Source organism: Marinobacter sp. ATCH36 (genome assembly GCF_023555055.1).
Classification (GTDB): domain Bacteria; phylum Pseudomonadota; class Gammaproteobacteria; order Pseudomonadales; family Oleiphilaceae; genus Marinobacter.
Genome location: NZ_JAMJPL010000005.1, coordinates 36182 through 59952 on the forward strand (window position 1 = coordinate 36182; position 23771 = coordinate 59952).

25 protein-coding genes are annotated in these 23771 nt (G+C 56.8%); 13 read left to right on the forward strand and 12 right to left on the reverse strand.

The genetic code is table 11. The features are described from left to right. The first annotated feature begins 26 nt into the window (after window positions 1-26). The 4 genes from M8010_RS14930 (at window position 27) to M8010_RS14945 (ending at window position 3970) form a co-directional block, all read left to right on the forward strand. Window positions 27-917, forward strand: coding sequence for a DUF368 domain-containing protein (locus M8010_RS14930; RefSeq protein ID WP_349666114.1), 891 nt, complete (start codon window positions 27-29; stop codon window positions 915-917). A 371-nt stretch (window positions 918-1288) separates the two neighbouring features. Continuing rightward, entirely contained in the window at window positions 1289-2062 is a 774-nt protein-coding gene (locus M8010_RS14935) for a peptidoglycan DD-metalloendopeptidase family protein (protein ID WP_250093602.1), read from the forward strand. Between the two features lie 138 nt (window positions 2063-2200). Continuing rightward, window positions 2201-3202: an RNA polymerase sigma factor RpoS gene (gene rpoS / locus M8010_RS14940; RefSeq protein WP_250092862.1), complete on the forward strand. Its 1002-nt coding sequence runs from the start codon at window positions 2201-2203 to the stop codon at window positions 3200-3202. A 192-nt stretch (window positions 3203-3394) separates the two neighbouring features. Continuing rightward, window positions 3395-3970 (forward strand): chalcone isomerase family protein, encoded by a 576-nt coding sequence (locus M8010_RS14945; RefSeq protein WP_250092869.1) that lies wholly within the window; start codon window positions 3395-3397, stop codon window positions 3968-3970. A 42-nt stretch (window positions 3971-4012) separates the two neighbouring features. On the opposite strand, the gene nth is transcribed toward M8010_RS14945, so the two are convergent. From nth to metG, 8 genes are read right to left on the reverse strand one after another with little or no spacing between them, the layout of a single operon-like run. Next, the gene (nth, locus tag M8010_RS14950) at window positions 4013-4654 is read right to left on the reverse strand and encodes an endonuclease III (RefSeq protein WP_250092880.1); all 642 of its coding nucleotides are present in this window, start codon (window positions 4652-4654) and stop codon (window positions 4013-4015) included. 28 nt (window positions 4655-4682) lie between these two features. After that, window positions 4683-5399 carry an electron transport complex subunit E gene (locus M8010_RS14955; protein ID WP_250092882.1) on the reverse strand — a complete coding sequence of 239 codons (717 nt, stop codon included), beginning with the start codon at window positions 5397-5399 and terminating at the stop codon, window positions 4683-4685. A 2-nt stretch (window positions 5400-5401) separates the two neighbouring features. Then, a complete protein-coding gene (gene rsxG, locus M8010_RS14960; RefSeq protein ID WP_250092884.1) occupies window positions 5402-6103 on the reverse strand; it encodes an electron transport complex subunit RsxG in 702 nt (233 codons plus the stop codon). 3 nt (window positions 6104-6106) lie between these two features. Beyond that, on the reverse strand, window positions 6107-7156 hold the full coding sequence (gene rsxD, locus M8010_RS14965) for an electron transport complex subunit RsxD (RefSeq protein WP_250092885.1): 1050 nt from the start codon (window positions 7154-7156) through the stop codon (window positions 6107-6109). Between the two features lie 21 nt (window positions 7157-7177). Further along, window positions 7178-9004 carry an electron transport complex subunit RsxC gene (gene rsxC, locus M8010_RS14970; RefSeq protein WP_250092887.1) on the reverse strand — a complete coding sequence of 609 codons (1827 nt, stop codon included), beginning with the start codon at window positions 9002-9004 and terminating at the stop codon, window positions 7178-7180. Next, window positions 9004-9582, reverse strand: a complete 579-nt coding sequence (gene rsxB, locus M8010_RS14975; protein WP_250092888.1) for an electron transport complex subunit RsxB — start codon at window positions 9580-9582, stop codon at window positions 9004-9006. The genes rsxC and rsxB overlap by 1 nt, the downstream gene beginning before the upstream one ends. 30 nt (window positions 9583-9612) lie before the next feature. Beyond that, entirely contained in the window at window positions 9613-10194 is a 582-nt protein-coding gene (gene rsxA / locus M8010_RS14980) for an electron transport complex subunit RsxA (RefSeq protein ID WP_250092890.1), read from the reverse strand. A 32-nt stretch (window positions 10195-10226) separates the two neighbouring features. Further along, window positions 10227-12260, reverse strand: coding sequence for a methionine--tRNA ligase (metG, locus tag M8010_RS14985; RefSeq protein ID WP_250092893.1), 2034 nt, complete (start codon window positions 12258-12260; stop codon window positions 10227-10229). 163 nt (window positions 12261-12423) lie between these two features. Between metG and apbC the strand changes: the two genes are divergently transcribed. The 4 genes from apbC (at window position 12424) to M8010_RS15005 (ending at window position 16311) form a co-directional block, all read left to right on the forward strand. Next, window positions 12424-13524 (forward strand): iron-sulfur cluster carrier protein ApbC, encoded by a 1101-nt coding sequence (gene apbC, locus M8010_RS14990; protein WP_250092900.1) that lies wholly within the window; start codon window positions 12424-12426, stop codon window positions 13522-13524. A 231-nt stretch (window positions 13525-13755) separates the two neighbouring features. Continuing rightward, complete coding sequence (dcd, locus tag M8010_RS14995) at window positions 13756-14322, forward strand: dCTP deaminase (RefSeq protein ID WP_250092902.1); 567 nt, start codon at window positions 13756-13758, stop codon at window positions 14320-14322. Between the two features lie 28 nt (window positions 14323-14350). Then, window positions 14351-14950: a YjaG family protein gene (locus M8010_RS15000; protein WP_250092911.1), complete on the forward strand. Its 600-nt coding sequence runs from the start codon at window positions 14351-14353 to the stop codon at window positions 14948-14950. Window positions 14951-15021: 71 nt separating this feature from the next. Continuing rightward, entirely contained in the window at window positions 15022-16311 is a 1290-nt protein-coding gene (locus M8010_RS15005; RefSeq protein ID WP_250092915.1) for a valine--pyruvate transaminase, read from the forward strand. A 10-nt stretch (window positions 16312-16321) separates the two neighbouring features. Here M8010_RS15005 and M8010_RS15010 read toward each other — a convergent pair whose 3' ends face one another. From M8010_RS15010 to purM, 3 genes are all read right to left on the reverse strand, one after another. Next, complete coding sequence (locus M8010_RS15010; protein WP_250092916.1) at window positions 16322-17062, reverse strand: DUF3108 domain-containing protein; 741 nt, start codon at window positions 17060-17062, stop codon at window positions 16322-16324. A gap of 85 nt (window positions 17063-17147) precedes the next feature. Beyond that, a complete protein-coding gene (gene purN / locus M8010_RS15015; protein ID WP_250092920.1) occupies window positions 17148-17831 on the reverse strand; it encodes a phosphoribosylglycinamide formyltransferase in 684 nt (227 codons plus the stop codon). After that, complete coding sequence (gene purM, locus M8010_RS15020) at window positions 17828-18892, reverse strand: phosphoribosylformylglycinamidine cyclo-ligase (RefSeq protein WP_250092922.1); 1065 nt, start codon at window positions 18890-18892, stop codon at window positions 17828-17830. The genes purN and purM overlap by 4 nt, the downstream gene beginning before the upstream one ends. A gap of 222 nt (window positions 18893-19114) precedes the next feature. On the opposite strand from purM, the gene M8010_RS15025 reads away from it, so the two are divergent. Genes M8010_RS15025 through M8010_RS15045 form a run of 5 tightly spaced genes read left to right on the forward strand, consistent with a single transcriptional unit; the run spans window position 19115 to window position 22878 of the window. Continuing rightward, window positions 19115-20407 carry a DUF2066 domain-containing protein gene (locus M8010_RS15025; RefSeq protein WP_250092923.1) on the forward strand — a complete coding sequence of 431 codons (1293 nt, stop codon included), beginning with the start codon at window positions 19115-19117 and terminating at the stop codon, window positions 20405-20407. A gap of 33 nt (window positions 20408-20440) precedes the next feature. Continuing rightward, window positions 20441-21001 carry a CDP-alcohol phosphatidyltransferase family protein gene (locus M8010_RS15030; protein WP_250092925.1) on the forward strand — a complete coding sequence of 187 codons (561 nt, stop codon included), beginning with the start codon at window positions 20441-20443 and terminating at the stop codon, window positions 20999-21001. Continuing rightward, window positions 20998-21696, forward strand: coding sequence for a DnaA regulatory inactivator Hda (gene hda, locus M8010_RS15035; RefSeq protein WP_250092927.1), 699 nt, complete (start codon window positions 20998-21000; stop codon window positions 21694-21696). The genes M8010_RS15030 and hda overlap by 4 nt, the downstream gene beginning before the upstream one ends. Before the next feature lie 36 nt (window positions 21697-21732). Further along, a complete protein-coding gene (locus M8010_RS15040; protein WP_250092928.1) occupies window positions 21733-22530 on the forward strand; it encodes a ParA family protein in 798 nt (265 codons plus the stop codon). 9 nt (window positions 22531-22539) lie between these two features. After that, on the forward strand, window positions 22540-22878 hold the full coding sequence (locus tag M8010_RS15045) for a YqcC family protein (RefSeq protein WP_250092930.1): 339 nt from the start codon (window positions 22540-22542) through the stop codon (window positions 22876-22878). A gap of 4 nt (window positions 22879-22882) precedes the next feature. Here M8010_RS15045 and nadC read toward each other — a convergent pair whose 3' ends face one another. Then, window positions 22883-23731: a carboxylating nicotinate-nucleotide diphosphorylase gene (nadC, locus tag M8010_RS15050; protein WP_250092931.1), complete on the reverse strand. Its 849-nt coding sequence runs from the start codon at window positions 23729-23731 to the stop codon at window positions 22883-22885. Window positions 23732-23771: the final 40 nt, after the last annotated feature.

Below are 23771 nucleotides of genomic sequence, written 5' to 3' on the forward strand. Positions count from 1 at the left end.
GTCCTTTCGCAGTGTTTCTGCGGGGCATGGCCATGGGCGCTGCGGATATTGTGCCTGGTGTTTCCGGTGGAACCATTGCTTTCATTACCGGCATTTACTTCCGGCTGCTGGAGGCCATCGGCGCGATCCCCCAGGCAGTTTTCACGCACCTGGTCCGGGGCAGGGTAAAGGCGTTCTGGGACGCTTGTGACGGCACTTTTCTTTCGAGCCTGCTGCTGGGAATTGTCGTCAGTATTGCGACGCTGGCATCCGCCATCAGTTTTATCCTGACCGAATATCCCATTCTTATCTGGAGTTTTTTCTTTGGTCTGATTGTGGCGTCTGTTTGGCACGTGGGCCGTCAGGTTCGTTATTATCTCCCCGTGCTCATTCTACCGTTTCTTGCCGGGACGATATTTGCCTGGTGGGTGACTACCTTACCCGTCAGTCAGATCGCACCCTCGCCCATGGTGTTTTTCGGAGCCGGGGCCGTGGCGATCTGTGCCATGATACTCCCGGGCATTTCAGGTAGCTTTATTCTGGTTGTTCTGGGCATGTATGTCCCTGTACTGGATGCTATACGTGCATTGGATTTCGGAACGCTGCTGATCTTCGTTGCCGGGTGCCTCCTGGGGCTGCTGTCTGTTGCCAGGCTCATAACCTGGGCGTTCAAGCGCTTTCACGATCCGGTTCTGGCCCTGCTTACCGGCTTTATGGTGGGCGCACTGAACAAGGTCTGGCCCTGGAAAGAAACCCTGAGTTGGCGGACCAACAGCGCTGGTGAGCAGGTGCCCCTTAACGAGTCGAGCATCAGCCCGCTGGGCTATGCTGAGATGACAGGACATGACCCGCAACTGGTGGTCGCTTTGATCTGCGCCTCAGCGGGCCTGGTGCTGGTATTGCTGGTAGATTGGGCCGGGGGAAAAAGAGCGGCCTGACAATCATCATCCTCAAACATGGATTCAGATCAGATTTGCCAAGTAGTTCACAGGTTTATCGAGACGAAGTGTTACTTTTTGCTCATGAAAGGTGTTTCGACCGGTAACAAACACAACAAGCAGGTAACTTGGTTTCCTGTCCAAAATGTGCAATAAATTAGCAGGTTACTCACAACACTTTATAAACTGCCGTATTTTTTATACGAATTTCCAATAACGGGCATATTTTTATTCTTTTCAAATTAGTGCGTGGGTTTATTATCACTGCAAAGGCAGCTCTCCCGCGGCTCCCCTCCGGTGCCCCTGTTTTCCCGTGTTCGAAAAAGCGGGGCCCTCATCGCGGCTTACCGTTGTTACTGCTCAGCCTTGTAATGGTTCCTTTTCTCCTCAGTGGCTGTAACACCCAGGCCCTCTATCAGGACGACATATACAACCCGCCGGTGTATTGGGGCAGGCATGTGGTCAAACCGGGCGAGACCCTGTACAGCATTGCCTGGCGGTATGGTCGCGATTATCGGGAACTCGGCGATGCCAACGGTATATCGCCCCCGTTTAACATCAAGGCAGGGCAGGTTCTCAGGCTGGATGTTCGCGGGAATGTCACATCGTCCAGAGATAATCGGAGCAATACGAAACCCGCGGCCTCTTCTTCACCGAAGCCGTCTGCTCCGAGCGTTTCCCGTCAGAAGACACCTGAGTCTGAGCCGAAGCCGTCAGTTTCGAAAGCACCGGACAGGTCGTCGCCGTTGACGGGGCAGACCCAGACCGTCGCCAGCGTCAATTGGCGCTGGCCGCACGTTGGCACCGTAATTGCAGGTTATTCGACATCCGGGAAAGTCAATAAAGGTATTGATATTGCTGGAAAAGAAGGGGACTCTGTAAGAGCAGCGGCAAGCGGTAATGTCGTCTATGCCGGAAGCGGATTACTTGGATACGGCAACCTGATTATAGTGAACCACAGTGAGCACTATTTGAGTGCTTACGCACACAACCGGAAGATTTTGGTGCAGGAAGGGGAGGATGTAAAAGCCGGACAGGTCATCGCTGAAATGGGAAACAGTGGCTCGGATCGACCCAGGTTGCATTTTGAAATCCGGAAAAATGGCAACCCTGTAGATCCCGCACACTATCTCCCACCCCGATGAGGCGGATTTCCGACACAAACCTGCTACCGGTAGCTAGCAATAAATGTCCTGAACAAGAAATCGAATAACAGCAGGCGCTCGCAATAACAAGAAAACGTGAGCGAATATCCAGGATCATTGAAAGGCGGGGCAAGAGTTATGTCAGCAGAGCATGAAGAACTCATTATCGATCGTGTATCCGACGTCGAGGATGCAGACGATCAGCTGTTAGCAGAAGACAAGGTAGAAGAGAAAGAGACCGCGGAAGTTGAAGCGGTTGAAACAGAAGACGATATTCCGGCCCAGGGTCGCTATTTCACCAGCCAGAAGCAGCTCGATGCCACTCAGCTTTATCTCAACGAAATCGGTTTTTCCCCCCTTCTGACACCCGAAGAGGAAGTCTATTTTTCACGGCTTGCCCGTAAAGGCGAAGAATCCGGCCGAAAGCGGATGATTGAAAGCAACTTGCGGCTGGTGGTCAAAATTGCCCGTCGCTACGTCAACCGCGGTCTGACGCTGCTGGACCTGATCGAGGAAGGCAATCTGGGTCTGATCCGGGCTGTGGAGAAATTTGATCCGGAACGGGGCTTTCGATTCTCCACCTATGCGACCTGGTGGATTCGGCAGACCATTGAGCGGGCGATCATGAATCAGACCCGTACCATTCGTCTTCCCATTCATGTGGTCAAGGAACTCAACCTTTACCTGCGTGCAGCCAGGGAACTGACCCAGAAGCTGGACCACGAGCCGTCTGCGGAAGAAATTGCAACAATGGTCGATAAGCCCGTAGCCGACGTAAAGCGAATGCTTGGGCTGAATGAGCGGGTTGCCTCCATGGACACACCCATCGGTAGCGGTGGTGAGAAGTCCCTGCTGGACACCGTTGCAGATGAAGGCGCATCAGACCCGGCTGACCTGCTGCAGGACAATAACATGTGCTCCTGCGTCGAGAAGTGGATCGACCAGCTCAGCGACAAGCAGCAGGAAGTTCTCTCCCGCCGGTTCGGATTGAGAGGGTACCCTATCAGCACTCTCGAAGAGGTTGGCCAGGAAATCGGCCTCACCCGCGAGCGGGTAAGGCAGATTCAGGTTGAGGCTCTTCGTCGTCTTCGCGAGATTCTGGAAAAAGAAGGTCTGTCAGGAACCATGCTCTTCAAATAACAGGTTCTGCCTGACAAAAAACCGGCCTGCTGTCAGCGGGCCGGTTTTTTTTGCGCTGCCAAATGAGAACCAGCCGGCGTAAGCGTCGGTTTGCTCCCTGTTAAACTTGCACGGCTGGAGGGGGATAAGGGTGTCGAACTCCGGCAAATAGTGACAAGACATTCAATAATAACGATCAATAAGGACGGGACGATGAAGAAGGCCTTATCAACAGGATTTGCCTCACTACTTCTGACAGCAGCACTGTCAGCCCCGGCTACCGCTCTGACGGTGGAGGGTGTAGACCTGCCGGATACCTATTCGGCTATGGACACCGAGCTCAAGCTGAATGGCGCGGGCACCCGCTCCAAGTGGTTTATGGACCTCTACATCGGTGGTCTTTATGTGCCAAAGACGATTAGCGATGGCCAGGCCATTATTAATGCGGATGAGCCCCAGGCGATTACCTTGCATATCATCTCCGGAATGATCACCAGCGACAAGATGAAATCAGCCACCATGGAAGGGTTTGAAAACTCCACCGATGGCGATCTGTCTGCCATTCAGAACGATGTCGATACCTTCCTCGATGTATTTTCCGAGGAGATTAAGGATGGTGACGCTTTCGACCTGGTCTATCTGCCCGGTGAAGGTGTCCGTGTCCTCAAAAACGGGGAGGCGCGTGGCACCATTGGTGACCTGGAATTCAAGAAGGCACTGTTCGGCATCTGGCTGTCTGATGAGCCCGCACAGGAGGACCTGAAAGAGAAAATGCTGGGTCAGCGATAATAGCCCGGTAGCGTGCCAGCTTCCCCGGTGGGGACGCTGGTTCTACTCCATGTAATCCCTTTTCTGTTTGAACTCACAAAGATCCTCGATAATGCATGCCCCACATTTGGGCTTTCGGGCCGTGCAGGTGTAACGGCCGTGCAGTATCAGCCAGTGATGGGCGTCCAGCAGAAACCCCTTCGGCACTACTCGCATCAGTCGCTTTTCCACTTCCACGACATTCTTGCCCGGGGCAATACCGGTGCGGTTAGAGACCCGGAAAATGTGGGTGTCCACTGCCATGGCTGGCTGCCCGAAGGCTGTGTTAAGAACCACGTTGGCGGTCTTGCGTCCTACACCCGGCAGTGCTTCCAGATCTTCCCGTTTGTCAGGTACTTGCCCTCCGTGGTTTTCGATCAGGGCGCGGCAGGTTTTGATGACGTTTTCGGCCTTGCTGTTAAAAAGCCCGATGGTTTTTATGTACTCCTTCAGCCCGTCCACTCCCAGCGCCAGTATCTTCTCAGGCGTATTGGCGACAGGATAGAGTTTTGCCGTCGCCTTGTTCACTCCCACATCCGTGGCCTGGGCGGACAGAATCACCGCGATCAACAACTCAAACGGGCTGGCGTAGTTCAGTTCGGTGGTCGGATTCGGATTGGCGTCCCGAAGCCGGGTAAAAATTTCAATGCGCTTTTGTTTATTCATTAGTTCTCAATCTAATGCAGCCATGTATTCAGGAGATGTTGCCGGTAACCCGGACCCGCCTGCTTCCGGAGGTTATCGGTGCTGGCTCCCTGGCCTTGCGGCGCTCTTCCAGGTGGTTGTCGATGCCATTTTTGAGGGCAATGAGCAGGCCCAGCCCAACAAAGGCGCCGGGGGGAAGAACCATGAAAAGCATGTCCGGATAATTTTCGAACGGACGTATCACCCAGTCAGCAGCAACAGGGCCGAGCAGCAGGTTCATGTCTACAAGCAGGCTTCCCTGGCCGATGAGTTCCCGCATACCGCCGAGTACGATCAGAACCGCGAGGAACCCAATTCCCATCATGGTTCCATCCAGCAGGGCGGCGCCTGGTGGGTTTCTGGAAGCAAAGGCATCCGCCCGGCCCAGAATCGTGCAGTTAGTCACGATCAGTGGTATGAAGATGCCCAGTATCTGGTAGAGCTCGTAGGTGAATGCCTGCATCAGCAGTTCGGCACAGGTTACGAACGAGGCGATGATCATCACAAAAGCTGGCAGGCGCACGGACTCACTGACGAAATTGCGGATCAGCGACACTGCAAGGTTGGAGCCCATAAGCACCATCAGGGTTGCCAGGCCAAGGCCTATGGCATTAACAACGGTGCTGGTCACCGCCAGCAATGGGCATAGCCCGAGCACCTGAACCAGTGCCGGATTGTTGTTCCAGAGTCCGTCGTGGATGATTTCGCTGGATGGTTTGGTTGCCATGATCAGGAATGCTCCGTATTGGACGATTCGCCGGCAATCGCTTCCGGGTTCAGTGTCTTGTCCCTCAGGGACGGTTCCTCATTGAGCCGCTCCCGGATGATCTCGCGATTCTCGCGGAAATAAAGCAGCGCTTTCTGAACAGCCTTGACGACGGCACGCGGGGTGATCGTGGCGCCAGTGAACTGGTCAAAATCGCCACCGTTTTTCTTCACGTTCCACTCCCGGTGGGGCGGTTGGCCCAGAGACTTGCCTTCGAATTCCTTGATCCAGTCCGACTTTTTGGTTTCGATACGGTCACCCAGTCCGGGGGTTTCCCGGTGGCTGGTTACCCGGACGCCGAGGATGGTGCCCTGCATATTGACACCAACCAGCAGATGTATGTTGCCGGAGTAACCGTCGGGCGCGACGATGGGCATGATCATGCCGACCGGTCGATCATCCTGCCGGGCTACCCAGACGGTCAGGGGATCTGGCCGGGTCAGGCGCTCACTGGCGGGCAGTTGCACGGTATCTCTGAGCAGGTCGTTCGTGTGCTGGCTTTCCGGGATAATTTCGAACAAGGCCTGTGCCTCCGCACGGGCGGCTTGCTCCTGTATTCGTTCTTTGGTTATCGCCTGTGTCAGGGCAATGGTGCCACCGGTAATAACGGCAAACAAGCCAAGCCCGATGGCGCTGCGACGGACAGATTGTGCGATGGCTGTCATGTGTTACCCCTGACTGCCCGGAACACCACGGCGGGGCTTGTGATGGCCATAGGTCCGCGGTGGTGTGTAGTGGTCGATGAATGGTACGGCAAAGTTCATCAACAGAACGCTGAAGGCCACGGCGTCCGGGTAGTTGCCCCAGGTGCGGATCAGGTAGATCAGGATGCCGATCCCTGCGCCGTAGATCAGTTTGCCCTGATGGCTGGTTGCCGCAGAGACCGGGTCGGTGGCAATAAAGAAGGCCCCAAGCATGGTGCCCCCGGCCAGTAAATGCAGCGACAGGGGGGCGTACAGGTCCGCGTTATTGCCGAAGGCGAGGCTCATCAGAATAAGGCCACCGAGAAAACCGACCGGAATATGCCAGGTGATGATGCGCAGGCCGATCAGCAACAGGCCACCCGCAAGGAAAGCGGCATTCACCCATTCCCAGCCTTTGGCGATGCCATCACCGAACGTCGGGTGAGCAAGCACCTCGCTCGCTGTGCGGGTGGTGATTTTGTGCTTGTACTCATCAAGGGGCGTTGCCATGGTCCAGCCGTCAATTGCGGTCTGCTGGCCCGAGGCGATGGTTGCCAGAGTTTCGCCGAAGCCCGGGGCACCTCCCCAGAGCATGGCCGGTTCTGCCCAGTTGGTTGTCATGGCCACGGGAAATGAAACGAGCACCAACGCATAGCCTACCATTGCCGGGTTGAAAGGGTTGGAGCCGAGACCGCCATACAGCTGTTTGGCAACGACAACAGCGGAGATGACTGCAACCGCCGATACCCACCAGGGCGCAAATTGCGGCAAAGAAAGGCCGAGGAGCAATCCGGTAACAGCGGCGGTGTTGTCTCTGATAAAAAAGCCGATTGGTTTTTTCCTGATCCGAAGTAAAGCTGCTTCCGAGGCAACGGCAACGGCAACGCAAAACACCACATTGATCAGATTGCCCCAACCGAAAAACAGGGTCTGGGCGAACAGGCCGGGCAATGCCGCGATCATGACCCATAGCATCACACGGGATGTTGGTCGGGCCCTGTGGGCATGGGGTGAAGACTGCTGAACAAACGCCATGAGTGTCGTGCCTGATTCCGTTTAGTCGGTGGACTGGGATTCGGTCGGCCGGGTGGCCATCGTATTTCGGGCTTCGGTCAGTGCCTCGTCAGCCCGTTTTACCCGGTCGTGGTTTTTCGCCACGGCGCGCTCAAGCTTCTCCACGTTATCCGCCTGTTGCGCCTTCGCTTCATCAAGCATGCCCTGCATGGTTGCCAGTTTGGACTGGGCCTGGCTGAGTTGCTTTTCCAATGCCTCTATATCCGGCTTTTCCGCAGTGGGCTGGCCTGCCGGTGACGGCTGGCTTGCCTCGGCTTTTGCCTTTTTGCGGGCCAGGGCCTGCTCGACCAGAGCAGATTTGGCCGCTCGTTCATCAACTGCCTCACCGTCAGCTGCCGCTTTCTTTGCCTCGGCCTGTTTATTGGCCTGTGCTTCGGCCGCAGCCTTTGCCCGTTCCTTGCGACGAAGCTCTTTCTCTTCCTTCTCCCTTTCGAGGCGTGCCTGGCGCGCTTCGAAACGCTCGCGGGCACGGTCGGATTTCAGTTGCTCCGCGCGCTGAACGCGAATTTCGTCCTTGGCAAAGCGATAGTACTGAACCAGGGGGATTGAGCTCGGACACACGTAGGAACAGGCGCCGCACTCGATGCAGTCGAACAGGTTCAGGTGCTCCGCCTTTTCAAATTCAGTGGCCTTGGAGTACCAGAAAAGCTGCTGTGGAAGCAGCTCCATGGGGCAGACTTCGGCACACTCACCACAGCGGATACACGGCTGCTCGGGCGGTGGAGCGGACAGCTCGGTGGCAGTGGCGGCAATGATGCAGTTGGTGGTTTTAATCACCGGGACTGCTTCGGTTGAGAGCGTGTAGCCCATCATCGGTCCGCCAAGGACCAGTCGGCTGAGTTTATCCTGTTGCACGCCAGCCTGCTCCAGCAGGTACTCAATGGGTGTGCCAATCAGAACCTCGAAATTACCCGGTTCGTGAACCGCTTCCCCGGTGATGGTAACAATCCGGGAGATCAGTGGTGTGTCCTGGTAAACCGCCTGTGCCACGGCAACGGCGGTTCCGATGTTTTGGCACATAACCCCGATATCCGCTGGTATGCCGCCGCTGGGTACTTCCATGCCGGTCAGAACCTGAATCAGTTGTTTCTCGCCGCCGGATGGGTACTTTGTCGGGATAACGGCAATTTCAGTCTGTGTGCCCTCGGCTGCCTTACGCAGGGCGGCAATGGCTTCCGGTTTGTTGTCCTCCACGCCAATAACGCAGCGTTCCGGACGTAGAATCCAGGCCATGACCTTGAGCCCGGCAACAACCTCGTCGGCTTTTTCCCGCATGGTCATGTCATCGGCGGTGATGTAGGGCTCGCACTCAGCGCCGTTGAGAATCAGGGTGTTTACCTTGCGATCCCGCGGAGGCCTGAGTTTGATATCGGTTGGAAAGCCCGCCCCTCCCATGCCGGAAATGCCAGCGTTCCGGATAATCTGCAGAACCTGGTCGCGACTGAGGGTGTGAAAGTCGCCCACGGGATTTCGGGAACACCATTGGTCCTTGCCATCGGGCTTCAGGGTAATGCACCAGTCAGCCATTCCAGAGGGATGGGGAACGGGATGTTCCATAATACTTTCTATGACACCGGATGTTGGCGCATGCACGGGAACGCCCATGCCGGTTTTGACATCGGCGATCTTCTGTCCCTTGAGGACCTGGTCGCCGATCCCAACAATCGCTTGCGCCGGGTCGCCGATGTGTTGCTGCAGCGGCAATATCAGTCGCTCCGGAGTCCCACAGCGGCGAATCGGGCGAGCCGTTGAAATGTCTTTGTGTTCCAGAGGATGAATGCCACCGGAGAAATCCCAAAGCTGGTTCATCAGGCACTGGCTCCCTGGCGGTCAGTGGCAATGAGTCTCGGTGCCGGCGGTGTCCAGGTCCAGGTGCGGATATCCGGTTCCACAGTCACCATGTCGATGCAATCGACAGGGCAGGGCTCCACGCAGAGGTCGCAGCCGGTGCATTCGCTTTCAATGACCGTGTGCATATGTTTGGCGGCTCCGAGAATGGCATCGACCGGGCATGCCTGAATGCATTTGGTGCAGCCGATACACTCGTCCTCCCGAATAACAGCAACTCGTTTGACCTGTTCGGAGCCATGCTCGGCATCCAGGGGTTCCGGCTCCACATCGAGCAGATCCGCCAGGGCCTTGATGGTGGATTCACCGCCGGGAGGGCATTTGTTAATGGGGCCGCCTTCCGCGATGGATTCAGCGTAGGGGCGGCAACCCGGATAGCCGCATTGCCCGCATTGTGTCTGCGGCAACAGCGCGTCAATCTGGTCGGCCAGTGGGTTGCCTTCCACCCTGAAGCGTTCGGCAGCAAAGCCGAGCAGGCCACCAAACACAACAGCGAGGGCCAGAAGAACCACAACGGCAACAAGAATGCCTGTCCACATAATCGCGCTACTCCTAATCCTGCTGCCCGGTCAAACGGTGACCAGGCCGCTGAAGCCCAGAAACGCCAGTGACATCAGCCCCGCTGTTACCAGCCCGATGGCAGCCCCCCGAAACGCCACCGGCACATCCGCGACGGCAATACGTTCTCGCATGGCGGCAAACAGGACAAGAACCAGGGAAAAACCGGCGGCTGCACCGAACCCATACAAAACCGACTCAACGAAATTGTTGTTCCTGTTTATGTTGAGCAGAGCAACCCCAAGGACGGCACAATTGGTCGTGATCAGGGGGAGGAAGATGCCCAGTACGCGATAGAGAAGCGGGCTGGTCTTGCGTACCACCATTTCGGTGAACTGAACCACCACGGCAATTACCAGGATAAAGGTAATCGTCCGCAGGAAGGCAAGGTCCAGTGGTTCCAGCAGGTAGGTATAGGCAAGGTAACTGCACACCGACGCCAGTGTCAGCACAAACGTCGTTGCCAGGGACATCCCCATGGCTGTTTCCAGCTTTCCGGAAACGCCCATGAACGGGCACAGCCCCAGGAACTGAACCAGCACAAAGTTGTTCACCAGAATGGTGCTGACCAGAATCAGCAGATAGTCGGCCATTCGCCTTGCTCCATTGACCCGCCTGCCGGTCGTTACATAATACGCATGCCGGGTGTAGCACCAGAATCCGGAGACAGAATAAAGATATCCTTGCCTCCGGGGCCCGCTGCCAGAACCATTCCCTCGGACATGCCAAACTTCATTTTCCGGGGCTTGAGGTTGGCAACCATCACCGTCAGGCGCCCCTCAAGATCTTCCGGCTTGTATGCAGACTTGATACCAGCAAACACGTTGCGTTCGCCATGCCCTACATCAAGGGTGAGGCGAAGAAGTTTGTCGGCTCCTTCCACGTGTTCCGCTTTGACAATTTTAACGACCCGAAGATCCACTTTCGCGAAATCGCCAAATTCTATTTCATCAGCAATCGGCTCGAGCTCGGAATCTGGCGCTGGTTGTCCGGTTGCCGCGGGCAGTTCTGCTTTGGAGGCGTCCAGCATTTTTTCGATCTGTGCCATCTCCACCCGGTTCATCAGTGGTTTGAACTTGTTGATGCCGTGGTTCTCCAGCCTCTGGTCCCGCTTGTTCCAGTCCAGAGGGGCGTTCAGAAACGCCTCGGAAGCTTTTGCGGTTTCCGGTAGCACCGGCGCCAGGTAGGTCATCAGCAGATGGAACATGTTGATGGCGTTGGTACAGATGGCCTGCAGGTTATCGTCCTGGCCGTCCTGTTTGGCGATTACCCAGGGCTGCTCGTCGTTGACGTACTGGTTGGCGATATCCGCCAGTTCCATAATCCGCCGCATGGCACGGCCGAATTCCCGGGACTCATAGAAATCCGCGATTTCGTCACCCGCCTCAATGAACTCTTTCAGCTTGCTGTGCTCGGTGACCACGCCAAGCTGGCCGTCAAAGCGCTTGGTGATAAACCCGGCGCTGCGGCTGGCGATGTTCACTACCTTGCCCACCAGGTCTGAATTAACCCGTGCGGCGAAATCGTCCAGGTTCAGGTCCATGTCATCGACGCTGCCGGTGAGCTTGGCGGCGAAGTAATAGCGCAGGTACTCGGGATTGAGATGGTCCAGATAGGTACGAGCCATGATAAAGGTGCCCCGGGACTTGGACATCTTTTTACCATTCACCGTGACAAAACCGTGGGCCCACACCGCACTCGGGGTGCGGAAGCCGGCGCTGTGCAGCATGGACGGCCAGAACAGGGCGTGGAAGTTGATGATGTCCTTGCCGATGAAGTGATAGACCTCGGCGGTGGAGTCCGCTTTCCAGAAATGCTCGAAATCGATGCCTTCCCGGTTGCACAGGTTCTTGAAGCTGGCCAGGTAACCGATGGGGGCATCCAGCCACACATAGAAATACTTGCCCGGCGCATCGGGAATCTCGAACCCGAAGTAGGGCGCGTCGCGGCTGATGTCCCACTCCTGAAGGCCGGCATCCAGCCACTCGGCCAGTTTGTTGGCCACCTGGGGCTGCAGGGTGCCACTGCGGGTCCAGTTGGCGAGAAAATCCGCAAACTTCGGCAGGCGGAAGAAATAGTGCTCCGATTCCTTGTCAATGGGTGTTGCGCCGGAAACCGCCGAAACCGGGTTGATCAGCTCCGCCGGGGTATAGGTGGCACCACAGGCTTCACAGTTATCACCATACTGGTCTTCGGTCTTGCACTTGGGGCAGGTGCCCTTGATAAAACGGTCCGCCAGGAACATCTGCTTTTCAGGATCGTACGCCTGGGTAATCTTGCGGGTGGCGATATGGCCGTTTTCCTGCAATTGGCGGTAAATATATTCCGAAAACTGCCGGTTCTCATCGGAGTGGGTGGTGTAATAGTTGTCGAAGCGGATATGGAACCCGCTGAAATCCTGCTGGTGCTCGTCCTTGATTCGGTCGATCAGGTTCTCGGACGAGATTCCCTCACGCTCTGCCCGCAGCATGATGGCGGTACCGTGGGCGTCATCCGCACAAACGTAGTAGCAGTTCTGGCCACGCATTTTCTGATAGCGCACCCAGATATCGGTCTGAATATACTCCAGCAGATGGCCCAGGTGGATGGGGCCATTGGCGTATGGCAGGGCGCTGGTTACCAGAATATCGCGCTGTTGCTGTGAACTCGCTTGCGTCATGTTTGGTCCGAACCTTCATTCGTCAGGAGTTGGGCGTACGTGTTTGCCGGCCTTGTTCAGGGTCAAAACTCCTTATGGCCAGAAACGGGCTCAGATGATACCTTCCAAGCAAAGTTTTTTCATCCGAAACACCTGCTTTCAGCGCTTTATCCCGGAGAACACGATGGCACAGATTTCACAGCAGGCACTTGAAACCGCCGTAAAACAGTACCGCGACCCCTACCTCGGGAAGGACCTGTACGAACTTGGCGCAGTGAAGTCACTGAAGGCAGATGACAGCGGCAGCGTCACTACCATGATCGAGCTGCCATACCCGTCTAAAGGTATCGCCGGTGCACTGAAAGAACTGCTCACCAACGCCCTGGGCGACGTCGAGGGCGTTGCAAGTGTGGAGGTCCACGTGGGGCAGCGCATCTACTCCCATAAGGGCCAGAAAGACATCCAGTCCGTACCTGGAGTGAAGAACATCATCGCCGTTGCCTCCGGCAAAGGGGGTGTGGGTAAATCCACTACCGCCGTCAACCTGGCCCTGGCGCTGCAGGCCGAAGGCGCCCGCGTGGGCATCCTCGACGCCGACATCTACGGCCCCAGCATCGGCATGATGCTGGGCGTGCCCGAAGGCAAGCGCCCGGACACCCGCGAAAACAAATACTTCGTGCCCATGGACGCCCACGGCCTGCAGGCCAACTCCATGGCCTTCGTGGTGACCGACAAAACCCCCATGGTCTGGCGTGGCCCCATGGTCAGCGGCGCCGTCATGCAGCTGCTGCAGCAGACCCTGTGGAACGAGCTGGACTACCTGATCATCGACATGCCCCCCGGCACCGGCGACATCCAGCTGACCATCGCCCAGAAAGTCCCGGTCACCGGAGCCGTCATCGTCACCACCCCGCAGGACATCGCTCTGCTGGACGGCAAGAAAGGCATCGAAATGTTCCGCAAGGTGGAAATCCCGGTGCTGGGCGTGGTTGAAAACATGAGCGTCCACATCTGCAGCAACTGTGGCCACGAAGAGCCCCTGTTCGGCCACGGCGGCGGCGAACGCATCGCCGAAGAGTACGACACTACACTTCTCGGCCAGCTCCCGCTGCACATGACCATCCGTGAACAGACTGACGGCGGCACCCCCTCTGTGGTAGCCGAGCCAGACTCGGAAGTGGCAAGGCGCTACAAGGACATCGCCCGCCGGGTAGGCGCCGAACTGTCCACGAGAGAAAGAAATCTCACCGGTTCAATCTCCAGCGTTTCAGTAACCGAACACTGATCCACGCGGAAGGTCAGATCGCGGCTTCGGAGAGGACGGGTTTGAAACTGTGAAAAACATGGATGTTTTTCTCAAGCCTACATGGACGTATTAACGGCGTGTTTCAAACCCGTCCTCTCCGCAGCCGCAGCCCCCAAGTTCGAGGTGGAATTCAGCGCTCAAGGCTTCGACAGCCATTAAGTGAACAGGTAAACTACCGCCTCTCTTTTTTATGGATACGAGACGTCACCCATGAGCATTAAATCCGATCGCTGGATTCGCCGGATGTCCCAGGAACACGGCATGATCGAACCCTTCGAATATGATCAGGTCCGCGAAACCGAGAAAGGCCGCGTAATTTCCTACGGCACCTCCAGCTACGGCTACGATGTCCGCTGCAGCAACGAATTCAAGATCTTCACCAACGTCCACTCCGCCACCGTGGACCCGAAGCATTTTGACGACAACAGCTTCGTTAACTACACCGGTGACGTCTGCATAATTCCGCCGAACTCCTTCGCATTAGCGCGCACCGTGGAATATTTTCGTATCCCCCGCAGCGTGCTGACCATCTGCCTGGGTAAATCCACTTACGCACGTTGTGGCATCATCGTCAACGTCACACCACTGGAACCCGAGTGGGAAGGGCAGGTCACACTTGAGTTTTCCAACACCACCAACCTGCCGGCCAAGATCTACGCAAACGAAGGCGTGGCACAGATGCTCTTCTTTGAATCCGACGAGATCTGTGAAACCAGCTACAAAGACCGGGGCGGAAAATACTTCGGACAAACAGGTGTGACCCTGCCGCGGACATGAGTGGCTTTACCATCAGGAGAGATCCACAGTGAATGCCAACCAGTTTCTCAAGGCGGTATCACAACTGCAGGGCTGGCGGGAATACACCTTCCTGATGGCTCTCGCGGAGCGCTCCTTCCCCAACTATGCTCTGTTCGCGGACGCCGTTGAACTGAAAACCGGCGCGAAAATGCGCCAGTTGCTCGATCTCGGCTGGGAAATGCTGCAAAAAGACTTTTCCGAGGCGGCCATTCCCCAGCTGTTGGCAAAACTGGAAGCCCTTTCACCGGACGTCAATGCTTACGATGCGTATGGTGTTTATCCCGCCTTCGATTTCTGCCAATTACTGGAACAGGCATTACTGAACCGGCTCAATCCGGGCAAACATCGCGCAACCGAAGCGTCACAGATGGCCACGGCAACAGTGATGAACTTCATTGAACTGTCCGAGGGCGAAGATCTGGACGAGGACGAGCTGGTCCGACTGCTGGAGCAGCACCCGCTGATGAAAGAAGACAAGGTCTTCCAGCGTGACCTTATACTTGCCCTCAAGCGCCAGCGAACCCCGACCAGCCAGTTTGTTGAGCGTATCCGAGAGGATGCCGCCAACGAAGGCGTGAGCAACCTCGGCATTTCTCTGAGCGACTGACCGGCGACGCTGCCGGCTCTGTCCTACACTTTAAGACTACAACCTGTTCTGAACCGGTATAGACAAACACCATGAAACTTTCTTCGTTTGGTCGAAAATTTACTGCGGATTCAGGCATTACGTCCCTGATGGATGACCTGGGTAATGCGTTGGCATCCGGCGATGACATGATCATGATGGGCGGAGGCAATCCCGGCCATATTCCCGAAATCCAGGAGCGGGTTCAGCAGATACTGGCGGATATGGCCAGGAGCGAAGGGGACACCCGCCGGTTGGTGGGTATCTACGATCCGCCCCAGGGCGAGAAACAGTTTATTGCCTCACTGGCGGAGCTGCTGAACCGGGAGTACGGCTGGGGCCTGAAGCCGGAGAATATTGCCCTGACCAATGGCAGTCAGGCGGCCTTTTTCATGCTGTTCAATATGTTCGGCGGCGACTATGGCGACGGGGTGCACAAGCACATCCTGTTACCCCTGGCGCCGGAATATATCGGTTATGCCGACGCGGGTATCGAACCCGGGCTGTTTCACGCCGTGCAACCTGACATTTCTTTTACCGACGCCCACGAGTTCAAATATCGCGTGGATTTCGACGCGGTTGAAGTCACTGGTGAAACGGGTGCTATCTGCGTTTCCCGCCCCACCAATCCCACCGGAAACGTGGTCACCGATGACGAACTGGCCCGGCTCGAAGCCATGGCGCGCCAGCACAATATCCCGCTGATTGTGGATGGGGCCTACGGCACACCTTTCCCGAACCTGCTGTTTGTGGATGCCACGCCGCACTGGAATGAGCAGGTGATTCTTTGTCTCAGCCTGTCCAAGTTCGGTCTGCCGGCTGTGCGCACGGGCATCGTTATCGCTGCCGAGCCTGTTATCAAGGCCTTGTCGGGCATCAACGCCATCATGAACCTGGCGACGGGCAGCTTTGGCGCCATGCTCGGGGAGCCTCTGGTGCGTTCCGGGGAGATCCTGTCTCTCAGCCGCGACGTGGTTTGCCCATTCTACAAGGCGAAAATGGAACGGGCTGTTGCCGTGTTCCGGGAAGCCATGGGCGAAGACAGTTGCCGCTGGTATGTCCACAAACCCGAAGGTGCCATGTTCCTCTGGTTGTGGTTCCCTGATCTGCCCATTACCAGCCTGGAGTTATACCAGCGGCTGAAGGAGAGGGGGGTGCTGGTGGTTTCCGGGCACTATTTCTTCCCGGGGCTGCCGGAAGATGATTGGCAGCATCGTCATGAGTGTTTGCGGGTTACCTACTCACAAGATGATGAGCGGGTTGCTGCGGGGCTGCGAATCATTGCGGACGAAGTGAAGGCCGTCTGGGCTGCAGTTGAGACCAAAGAAGAAACCCGGGCTTAGGCTGCGGCCATTAGCGGCCGACAGTGGCCTCGTCGATGGTCAGCTCATACTCGCTGCCATCCGGTTCCACCTGCAGGAATCGAATCAGCAGGTGGTCCCGCTCCGGCGCGAACCACATCAGTGACTGCCGTTTGCTGTCGCTGTCGCGGACTTTCTCGGCTTTCAGAGTTCTGATTTCCTCACCGTTCGCGTTCAGGGTTTCTTCATCAACGACGGCAAAACGGTCGGTGTCGTAGTCGCCCTTGTCAATCACCCGGTATTCCATCTCACGCTTGCCGGCCTTGATGTCCTGGCTGAGCTGCAACTGGTAGCCCATGGGGTCCAGGGCGCCTTCTTCCAGTTGCAACGAGAAGCTGTCGCCACGGTGGTGCCCGCTGACCACCATCTTGTCCCAGTCGAAATCAATGGCCTGTTCCCTGTTCTTGATAAGGAAACCGGAGAGCTTGTAACGGTAACGCAGGGGGACCACCTGATTGTTTTCCCAACGGAAGGTCAGGGATTCATCGATATCGGCAATAAAAGAATTCACATCCGTGCGAAAGCGCCAGGTGCCGTCATCCCTTTGTTCCAGAATCCGGCGGGCACTGCCATTGAGCGAAATGCCTTTGTCCATGGACGCGTTGTAGCTGAGTTCCATGGGCTGGAGAGAAGTCTCCCCCGTGCCTTCTTCGGCCAGCAGGGGTGTGGCGTTAAAGAGCAGCACCCAGGCCAGTAGGGTAGGCAGGACTGCGGAGCGGTATTTCAGGGGCATAGTGTATCTCCGGTTGCTCAACGGCAGGTGTACCTGTCTCTGGACAGTCTAACGCGCCTGATTGCTCCTGGAGATGACGATAAAGTCACCCGGCTGTCGCCGCTGCACTGTCGTCCGGAAGAACCAGAGGTCTGTTCAGCGGCTGACCATCGAATACCACATAGTCGGAGCCAAGCTGAATGCGCCCTTCACAGAACCAGCGTACAACGATGGGGTAGAGCACATGCTCCTTCCGCTGGACTTTTTCGGCAAGCGACTCCGGGGTATCTTCCGGAGTTATATTGACCTCTGCCTGAGCAATAATGGGGCCGCCATCCAACTCCTCGGTAACATAGTGAATAGACACACCATGGACCTTGTCGCCTGCCTCCAGTGCACGTTGATGGGTATTCAGTCCGGTGTACCTCGGCAGCAGTGAGGGGTGAAGGTTCAGCATGATGCCACGCAAGGCCTTCACAAAATCCGCGGTGAGAATACGCATGAATCCTGCCAGCACAATCAGGTCCGGATTGTGGCGCCGAATTTCCGCCATCAATGCTCCGTCGAATTCCTCTCGTGATCCATACAGGGTGTGGTCCACGATGAACGTGTCGATATTTGCCTGCGCAGCGCGCTCAAGGGCAAAAGCCTTGGGCCGATTGCAGCCGACGGCAACAATCTGGCCGGGAAAATCACGCTCACGGCTGGCGTCAATCAGCGCCTGCAGGTTGGTGCCACTTCCGGACGCCAGAACCAGAATGCGGGGTGCGGTTACCGGATCTGCTTTCATACCGACAGCAGCCCCGGCGCATAACGAACGGATGCCGCGGACGCAGAGTCTTCCGCTGTTTCAATGACGCCAATCTGCCAGACTTTCTCTCCCAGCGCATTCAGAGTATCGAGCGCCAGTTCACGCTGATTCGCCGGAATACAGACAACCATGCCGACGCCGCAGTTGAAGGTACGATACATTTCCTCACTGGCGACGCCACCGGCATCCTTCAGCCACTGGAAAACCGGTGGCAGCTTCCAGCTGTCAGTGTCGATAGCCGCCACCATGCCGTTGGGAAGGACCCGGGGAATGTTTTCTGGCAAGCCGCCGCCGGTGATGTGGGAAAGCGCGCGAACATCTACCTCACGGACCAGCTGAAGCAGGTTTTTCACATAAATGCGGGTCGGCGCCATCAGCGCATCGGCGAGGGTTACGTCGGCAATGGTCTGGTTCAGGTCGGCATTGCTGACCTCCAGAATCTTGCGGATCAGAGAGTAACCGTTGGAATGCGGGCCGGATGAACCCAGTGCCAGTAATACATCACCGGCCTGCACACGGTTGCCGTCGATGATTTCGCTACGTTCGGCGACGCCCACACAGAAGCCGGCCAGGTCGTAATCGTCACCTTCGTACATGCCCGGCATTTCTGCAGTCTCACCGCCCACCAGGGAGCAGCCTGCCTGCTCACAGCCTGCGCCGATGCCTTCAACTACCTGGGCCGCCACATCTACGTTCAGCTTACCGGTGGCGTAGTAGTCAAGGAAAAAAAGAGGTTCCGCGCCGCCCACCACGAGATCGTTAACGCACATGGCAACGAGGTCGATGCCGATGGTGTCGTGCTTCTGAAGCTGCATGGCAAGCCTGAGCTTGGTGCCCACGCCGTCTGTGCCGGACACCAGAACCGGCTCATTGTAACCCTGCGGGATGGCAACCATGGCGCCAAAACCACCGAGCCCGCCGAGCACTTCCGGGCGGCGGGTGCGGGCAGCTGTGTTCTTGATCCGGTCGACGAGTTCGTTTCCGGCGTCAATATCAACGCCGGCGTCACGATAGGTCAGGGAGGGCTTCTGTTCGCTCATGGTGTGCTTAACCGTTTGGACAGTGGGTCAGGCGGCGAATTTTAACAGGTGCGGAGTGGCGCTCCAAATGCAATTGCCATGTTTGCCGCCGTGTTGGCGTTAAAGGCTTGTATTGACTTTCTGCAATCCGGGTTAGCTACTCACACCAGGGGGCTTGGTGTATCCTATGCGCCATTCAGACGAATTGCAGGGTGTTTCATGCCAGATTCAGGAAAAATCTCGATGCAGGCAGCGCAGATAATCCGTCGGTCAGTGGGGTTGTTCGGTCTTCTGGTGCTGATGGTCACTCCAGCGGCTGCGGTTACGGTAACCGGGCTCTACTCGGTGGAAGTGCCGGTGGCAAGTTCACAGACGGCAGACCTGGAGCAGGGTTATGCGGATGGCTTGAGCCGGGTCTTCGTGCGTGTTTCCGGTACCCGAGAGGTGCTTGGTAGTGAAGGTATCGATGCACTGCTGGATGATGCCGAGTCGCTGTTGCAGTCCTATCAGTTTCTGCGATCGGGCGAAGGCAGACACCGGCTGCGGATGTCGTTCGGCGCTGTCGGGGTCAATCGTGCTCTGGCGTCTATAGACGCGCCGGTCTGGGGCGCCAATCGCCCGCTGACCCTGGCGTGGATCGCCGTGGAAGAAAGCGGGCGTCGGTCCCTCGTGCACTCTGACGGGGAAGGTGGTAACGGGAATGATCAGTGGCGGCAGATCTTTGAGGCAGCGGCGGTTGACCGGGGCCTGCCGGTGAGCCTGCCTCCTGCTGACTTCCGTCAGGACCGGGAGTTACTTTCCGATATCTGGGGTCAGTTTACTTCCAATGTCCGGAGTGCGTCCGAAGAGCTTGAGCATGACCTCATGTCGTTGGTGCGGATTAGTCGTTCAGGGTCTCAATGGCGTGCTGGCTGGGTTTTTGACGGCATGGGGCTGGACAGCACCGAACAGTCAGTGACCGCCGATACCAGAGACGAGCTGGCCGCGCAGGTTATCGGGCGCTGGGCTGAAATGTTTGCGGATCGCTATGCGGTAGCCGGAAGTGACGTGGGCGAATCGCCGCAGCTGGATATCGTAGTGCATGGTGTTACCAACCTGACGGACTACGCCCGCGTCAGCAGTGCACTCAGGAATCTGTCTCCGGTAATGGAAGCAGGTGCTACCCAGGCTCGAGACGACCAGCTGAAGCTGCGGGTTGTGTTTTCCGGAGAAATGGAACAACTGAAACAGTACATAGCCCTCGATCCGCGCCTGGTGCCCCTTTCTGACGCGGAAGTCTCGCGGATTCCCTCCGGCGATGGAAACGATTCAGATGCGGCAGAAGCTGACCAGTCTGCCCTTCAGGCCCCGGAAGGCGGTGTCGCCCTGGCAGAAGACAGTGCCGAGAATGGCAACAGCGCCGCCAACCCTCTGTTCGTGTATCAGCCGTTGCTGGTGGATGAAGAGGAGTCGGAACAGGCATTTGAGTCACTCTACCAGGTGTTGCATTATCGCTGGCAGCCCGCCTCGATCGTTGATTCGGAAAACGGAGAGTAAATTCCGGGTGCTGCAACGAAAGGGAGGCGTGTCATGATGACGCACCGCTGGCGCTGGATTCCCAACGCCCTCACGTTTCTGCGAATAGTGATGATTGCGCCTTTCGCTGCCGCCCTTATGGCCAAGGAATACCGCTTTGCACTGTTAATATTCTTTGTTGCGGCGGCCACCGATGCATTCGATGGTTTTCTTGCCCGTCATTTTGATTGGCGGACCAGGCTGGGTGCCATTGCCGATCCCCTGGCCGACAAAGCATTGCTGATTACGGCTTACCTGATGCTGACCCTGACCGGCGTTTTACCGCCATGGCTTTTCTGGTTGGTGCTGGGCCGGGACCTGTTGATTGTATGCGGCGGACTGGCGTTCCACTACGCCATTGGCCGGTTTGATTTGCAGCCCAGTATCCCCGGTAAAATCAATACACTGATACAGATTCTGGTTGCCCTTGCGATCATTATTTTGCTGGCGGGTTTTCCGATGCAGCCCTGGGTTATTGATGCTGGTACTCTGCTGGTAGCTGCTTCTGCGCTGTTCAGCGGGGCACACTATATCGCGGTCTGGAGTCTGAGGGCGTGGAGGGTCAAGAGACAGTGAGTGCTTCGCAACTGGTGTTGGGGGTAAAACTGCGTGATGACGCCCGGTTTGACAACTTTCACGGAGATAGGAATGCAGCCGCAGCGGTGCGCCTGCGTGAGGCCTGTGAGCAAACGTCCCCAGTGCCGGTTGTTGCAGTCTGTGGCGATTCCGACACTGGTAAAAGTCATCTTTTACAGGCTGTGTGCCATCTTGCCGAACAGCGTGAGCAAAGTGCTGTATGTGTCAGCGTGAAGGAGCTATTGCCGTTCGGGCCCGATGCGTTGGCCGGGTTGGAAAACCAGTCGGTAATCTGCCTGGACGATCTTGATCTCATTGCCGGCCTCGAAAGCTGGGAAGAAGCGGTCTTCCATCTGTACAATCGGGTCAATGATCGCGGCAGCCTGTTGGTCGTCAGCCTTTCAGAGGTGCCTGGCGTGTTGTCGTTCCTGTTGCCGGATCTGATGTCACGGCTAAGCCACGGGCTGACCATTCAGCTGGGCATAAACCGTGACGATGACCGGCTCCGGATTCTGATGGCCCGGGCAGAACAGCGAGGGCTGGTCCTTGGCGATGACGTCGCGGCATTTATTCTCAGGCGCGCCCCGCGAAAGCTTGCTGATCTGCTGGCAATGCTGGATCGCCTGGACGAAAATTCATTGCGTGCCCAGCGCCGGCTAACAATACCGTTCGTGAAGTCGGTAATGGGTTGGTAGGGTGAACGAATACAGGGAAACGGTCGGGGGAAAATCATGAGGCGAGTAGTGTTTAATCAGAAAGGTGGTGTTGGCAAATCCAGCATCACCTGTAACCTGGCGGCCATCAGTGCTGCCAGAGGCAAGCGCACGCTGGTCGTCGATCTTGACCCCCAGGGCAACTCAACCCACTACTTGCTGGGCAAGCCGGCGGGGGAGCTCAAGGACACAGTTGCAGACTATCTGGAACAGACGGTGGCGTTTACGGTGTTCAACCGTCGTGCTGACGAATTTGTTCACGCGTCGCCCTTTGACAATCTGTTTGTCATGCCGTCCAGCCCGGAGCTGGATTTTCTGGAGCGAAAGCTGGAAGCCAAGCACAAGATCTACAAGCTCAGAGAGGCGCTCAAGAAACTGGGCGAATCCTTCGATGAGATCTATATCGATACCGCTCCGGCATTAAATTTCTATACCCGTTCGGCACTGATTGCGGCACAACGGTGCCTGATTCCCTTTGATTGTGACGATTTTTCCCGTCAGGCTCTCTACAGCATTCTCCACGAAATTCAGGAACTGCAGGAAGATCATAACGAAGATCTTGTAGTGGAGGGGATTGTTGCCAACCAGTTCCAGCCCCGTGCCAGCCTGCCCAAGAAGCTGGTACGTGAGCTGATAGACGAGGGGCTGCCGATGCTGCCGGTGCGCTTGTCCAGTTCGGTGAAGATGAAGGAATCCCATCAGAGCCGGCAGCCGCTGATTCATATGGCGCCCAAGCACCCGTTGACGCGGCAATACGAGGATCTTTACCGCGTGCTTCACGGCGAAACGGTTGAACTGGAGCCACTGGCCGACTGAGCATTAACTATGTCAAGAGAGTCCGACGATATCACCCGCGTGGCGGACAGCCTGCTGCAGATCGAGATCGAGTTGCGGCGAATCGATGCCTGGGAAAGCGAGCCGCCCCCTGCGGATGCGTTGCAAAGCACAAAGCCATTTGCGGTGGATACCCTGGAATTTACGCAATGGCTTCAGTTTGTGTTTGTTCGCCGCATGAAGGTGATGATCGAAAGCGGGCACTCATTGCCCGAAGTATCGGGAATGGCCCCCATGGCTGAAGAGCATTTCCGGGGCAGGAGCGAGTCCGGTCACGGCCTGATTCGTGAACTGGAGGAGATGGACCGCCTGCTATCCGGGCAGTCCTGAGCTCTCAGCCGGCGGTTTCCAGCCGCATGGACAGGTCCGCGGCCCGCACATCCTTGGTCAGTGCTCCGATTGAGATGTAATCCACGCCCGTTTCTGCTATCGGTACCAGCGTATCGTTGTTGATACCGCCGGAGGCCTCCAGTTTCGCGGCGCCGGCTGTTCGGGCAACCGCCTTTTTCATGTCTGCCAGAGAAAACTCATCAAGCATGATGATGTCTGCCCCAGCGGCAAGCGCCTGCTCCAGTTCATCTGAATTTTCGGTTTCGACTTCCACAGGGCGCCCCGGGGCAATTCTGTGCGCCTCCGCGACTGCGTTGGCGATCGAGCCGCAAGCAGCAATATGGTTTTCCTTGATCAGGAACGCATCCCAAAGGCCAATGCGGTGGTTGTGGCATCCGCCGCAGGTTACCGCGTACTTCTGGGCCAGACGTAAACCGGGGAGAGTTTTCCGGGTATCAAGCAGTTGCACGCCAGTATGTGCGACACGTTGCGAATAGGCGGCACATGTTGTGGCGACCCCGGAGAGCATCTGAAGCCAGTTAAGCGCCGAGCGCTCTGCGGTGAGCAGACTGCGGGCCGGGCCCTCCATGGAAAACAGCAACTGGTCGGGATTTGCTCTGTCGCCATCGTTGACGTTCCAAGTCAGGGTAACCCTCGGATCCACCTGTCTGAAAACCTCCTCAACCCAGGCGCGCCCGGCAATGATGGCCTCCTCACGAGTGATAACCCGCCCCCGGCTTACCCGGTCTTCCGGTATCAGCATGGCGGTGATATCACCGTCTCCGATATCTTCCCGAAGGCTTTGGGCGACAGATTCGATACGGGACTGACGAAGCAGTTCGGCTGGGATCATGGTCTGGTTCCGGTCGGTTTTCAGGGTCTTGAGTAGCGCA

What these genes read in the sequence shown, in the direction of transcription:
- M8010_RS14930 (WP_349666114.1), top strand. Translation starts at nt 27, where the DNA reads ATGGCCATGGGCGCTGCGGATATTGTGCCTGGTGTTTCCGGTGGAACC.
- M8010_RS14935 (WP_250093602.1), top strand. Translation starts at nt 1,289, where the DNA reads ATGGTTCCTTTTCTCCTCAGTGGCTGTAACACCCAGGCCCTCTATCAG.
- rpoS (WP_250092862.1), top strand. Translation starts at nt 2,201, where the DNA reads ATGTCAGCAGAGCATGAAGAACTCATTATCGATCGTGTATCCGACGTC.
- M8010_RS14945 (WP_250092869.1), top strand. Translation starts at nt 3,395, where the DNA reads ATGAAGAAGGCCTTATCAACAGGATTTGCCTCACTACTTCTGACAGCA.
- nth (WP_250092880.1), bottom strand. Translation starts at nt 4,654, where the DNA reads ATGAATAAACAAAAGCGCATTGAAATTTTTACCCGGCTTCGGGACGCC.
- M8010_RS14955 (WP_250092882.1), bottom strand. Translation starts at nt 5,399, where the DNA reads ATGGCAACCAAACCATCCAGCGAAATCATCCACGACGGACTCTGGAAC.
- rsxG (WP_250092884.1), bottom strand. Translation starts at nt 6,103, where the DNA reads ATGACAGCCATCGCACAATCTGTCCGTCGCAGCGCCATCGGGCTTGGC.
- rsxD (WP_250092885.1), bottom strand. Translation starts at nt 7,156, where the DNA reads ATGGCGTTTGTTCAGCAGTCTTCACCCCATGCCCACAGGGCCCGACCA.
- rsxC (WP_250092887.1), bottom strand. Translation starts at nt 9,004, where the DNA reads ATGAACCAGCTTTGGGATTTCTCCGGTGGCATTCATCCTCTGGAACAC.
- rsxB (WP_250092888.1), bottom strand. Translation starts at nt 9,582, where the DNA reads ATGTGGACAGGCATTCTTGTTGCCGTTGTGGTTCTTCTGGCCCTCGCT.
- rsxA (WP_250092890.1), bottom strand. Translation starts at nt 10,194, where the DNA reads ATGGCCGACTATCTGCTGATTCTGGTCAGCACCATTCTGGTGAACAAC.
- metG (WP_250092893.1), bottom strand. Translation starts at nt 12,260, where the DNA reads ATGACGCAAGCGAGTTCACAGCAACAGCGCGATATTCTGGTAACCAGC.
- apbC (WP_250092900.1), top strand. Translation starts at nt 12,424, where the DNA reads ATGGCACAGATTTCACAGCAGGCACTTGAAACCGCCGTAAAACAGTAC.
- dcd (WP_250092902.1), top strand. Translation starts at nt 13,756, where the DNA reads ATGAGCATTAAATCCGATCGCTGGATTCGCCGGATGTCCCAGGAACAC.
- M8010_RS15005 (WP_250092915.1), top strand. Translation starts at nt 15,022, where the DNA reads ATGAAACTTTCTTCGTTTGGTCGAAAATTTACTGCGGATTCAGGCATT.
- M8010_RS15010 (WP_250092916.1), bottom strand. Translation starts at nt 17,062, where the DNA reads ATGCCCCTGAAATACCGCTCCGCAGTCCTGCCTACCCTACTGGCCTGG.
- purN (WP_250092920.1), bottom strand. Translation starts at nt 17,831, where the DNA reads ATGAAAGCAGATCCGGTAACCGCACCCCGCATTCTGGTTCTGGCGTCC.
- purM (WP_250092922.1), bottom strand. Translation starts at nt 18,892, where the DNA reads ATGAGCGAACAGAAGCCCTCCCTGACCTATCGTGACGCCGGCGTTGAT.
- M8010_RS15025 (WP_250092923.1), top strand. Translation starts at nt 19,115, where the DNA reads ATGCAGGCAGCGCAGATAATCCGTCGGTCAGTGGGGTTGTTCGGTCTT.
- M8010_RS15030 (WP_250092925.1), top strand. Translation starts at nt 20,441, where the DNA reads ATGATGACGCACCGCTGGCGCTGGATTCCCAACGCCCTCACGTTTCTG.
- M8010_RS15040 (WP_250092928.1), top strand. Translation starts at nt 21,733, where the DNA reads ATGAGGCGAGTAGTGTTTAATCAGAAAGGTGGTGTTGGCAAATCCAGC.
- M8010_RS15045 (WP_250092930.1), top strand. Translation starts at nt 22,540, where the DNA reads ATGTCAAGAGAGTCCGACGATATCACCCGCGTGGCGGACAGCCTGCTG.
- nadC (WP_250092931.1), bottom strand. Translation starts at nt 23,731, where the DNA reads ATGATCCCAGCCGAACTGCTTCGTCAGTCCCGTATCGAATCTGTCGCC.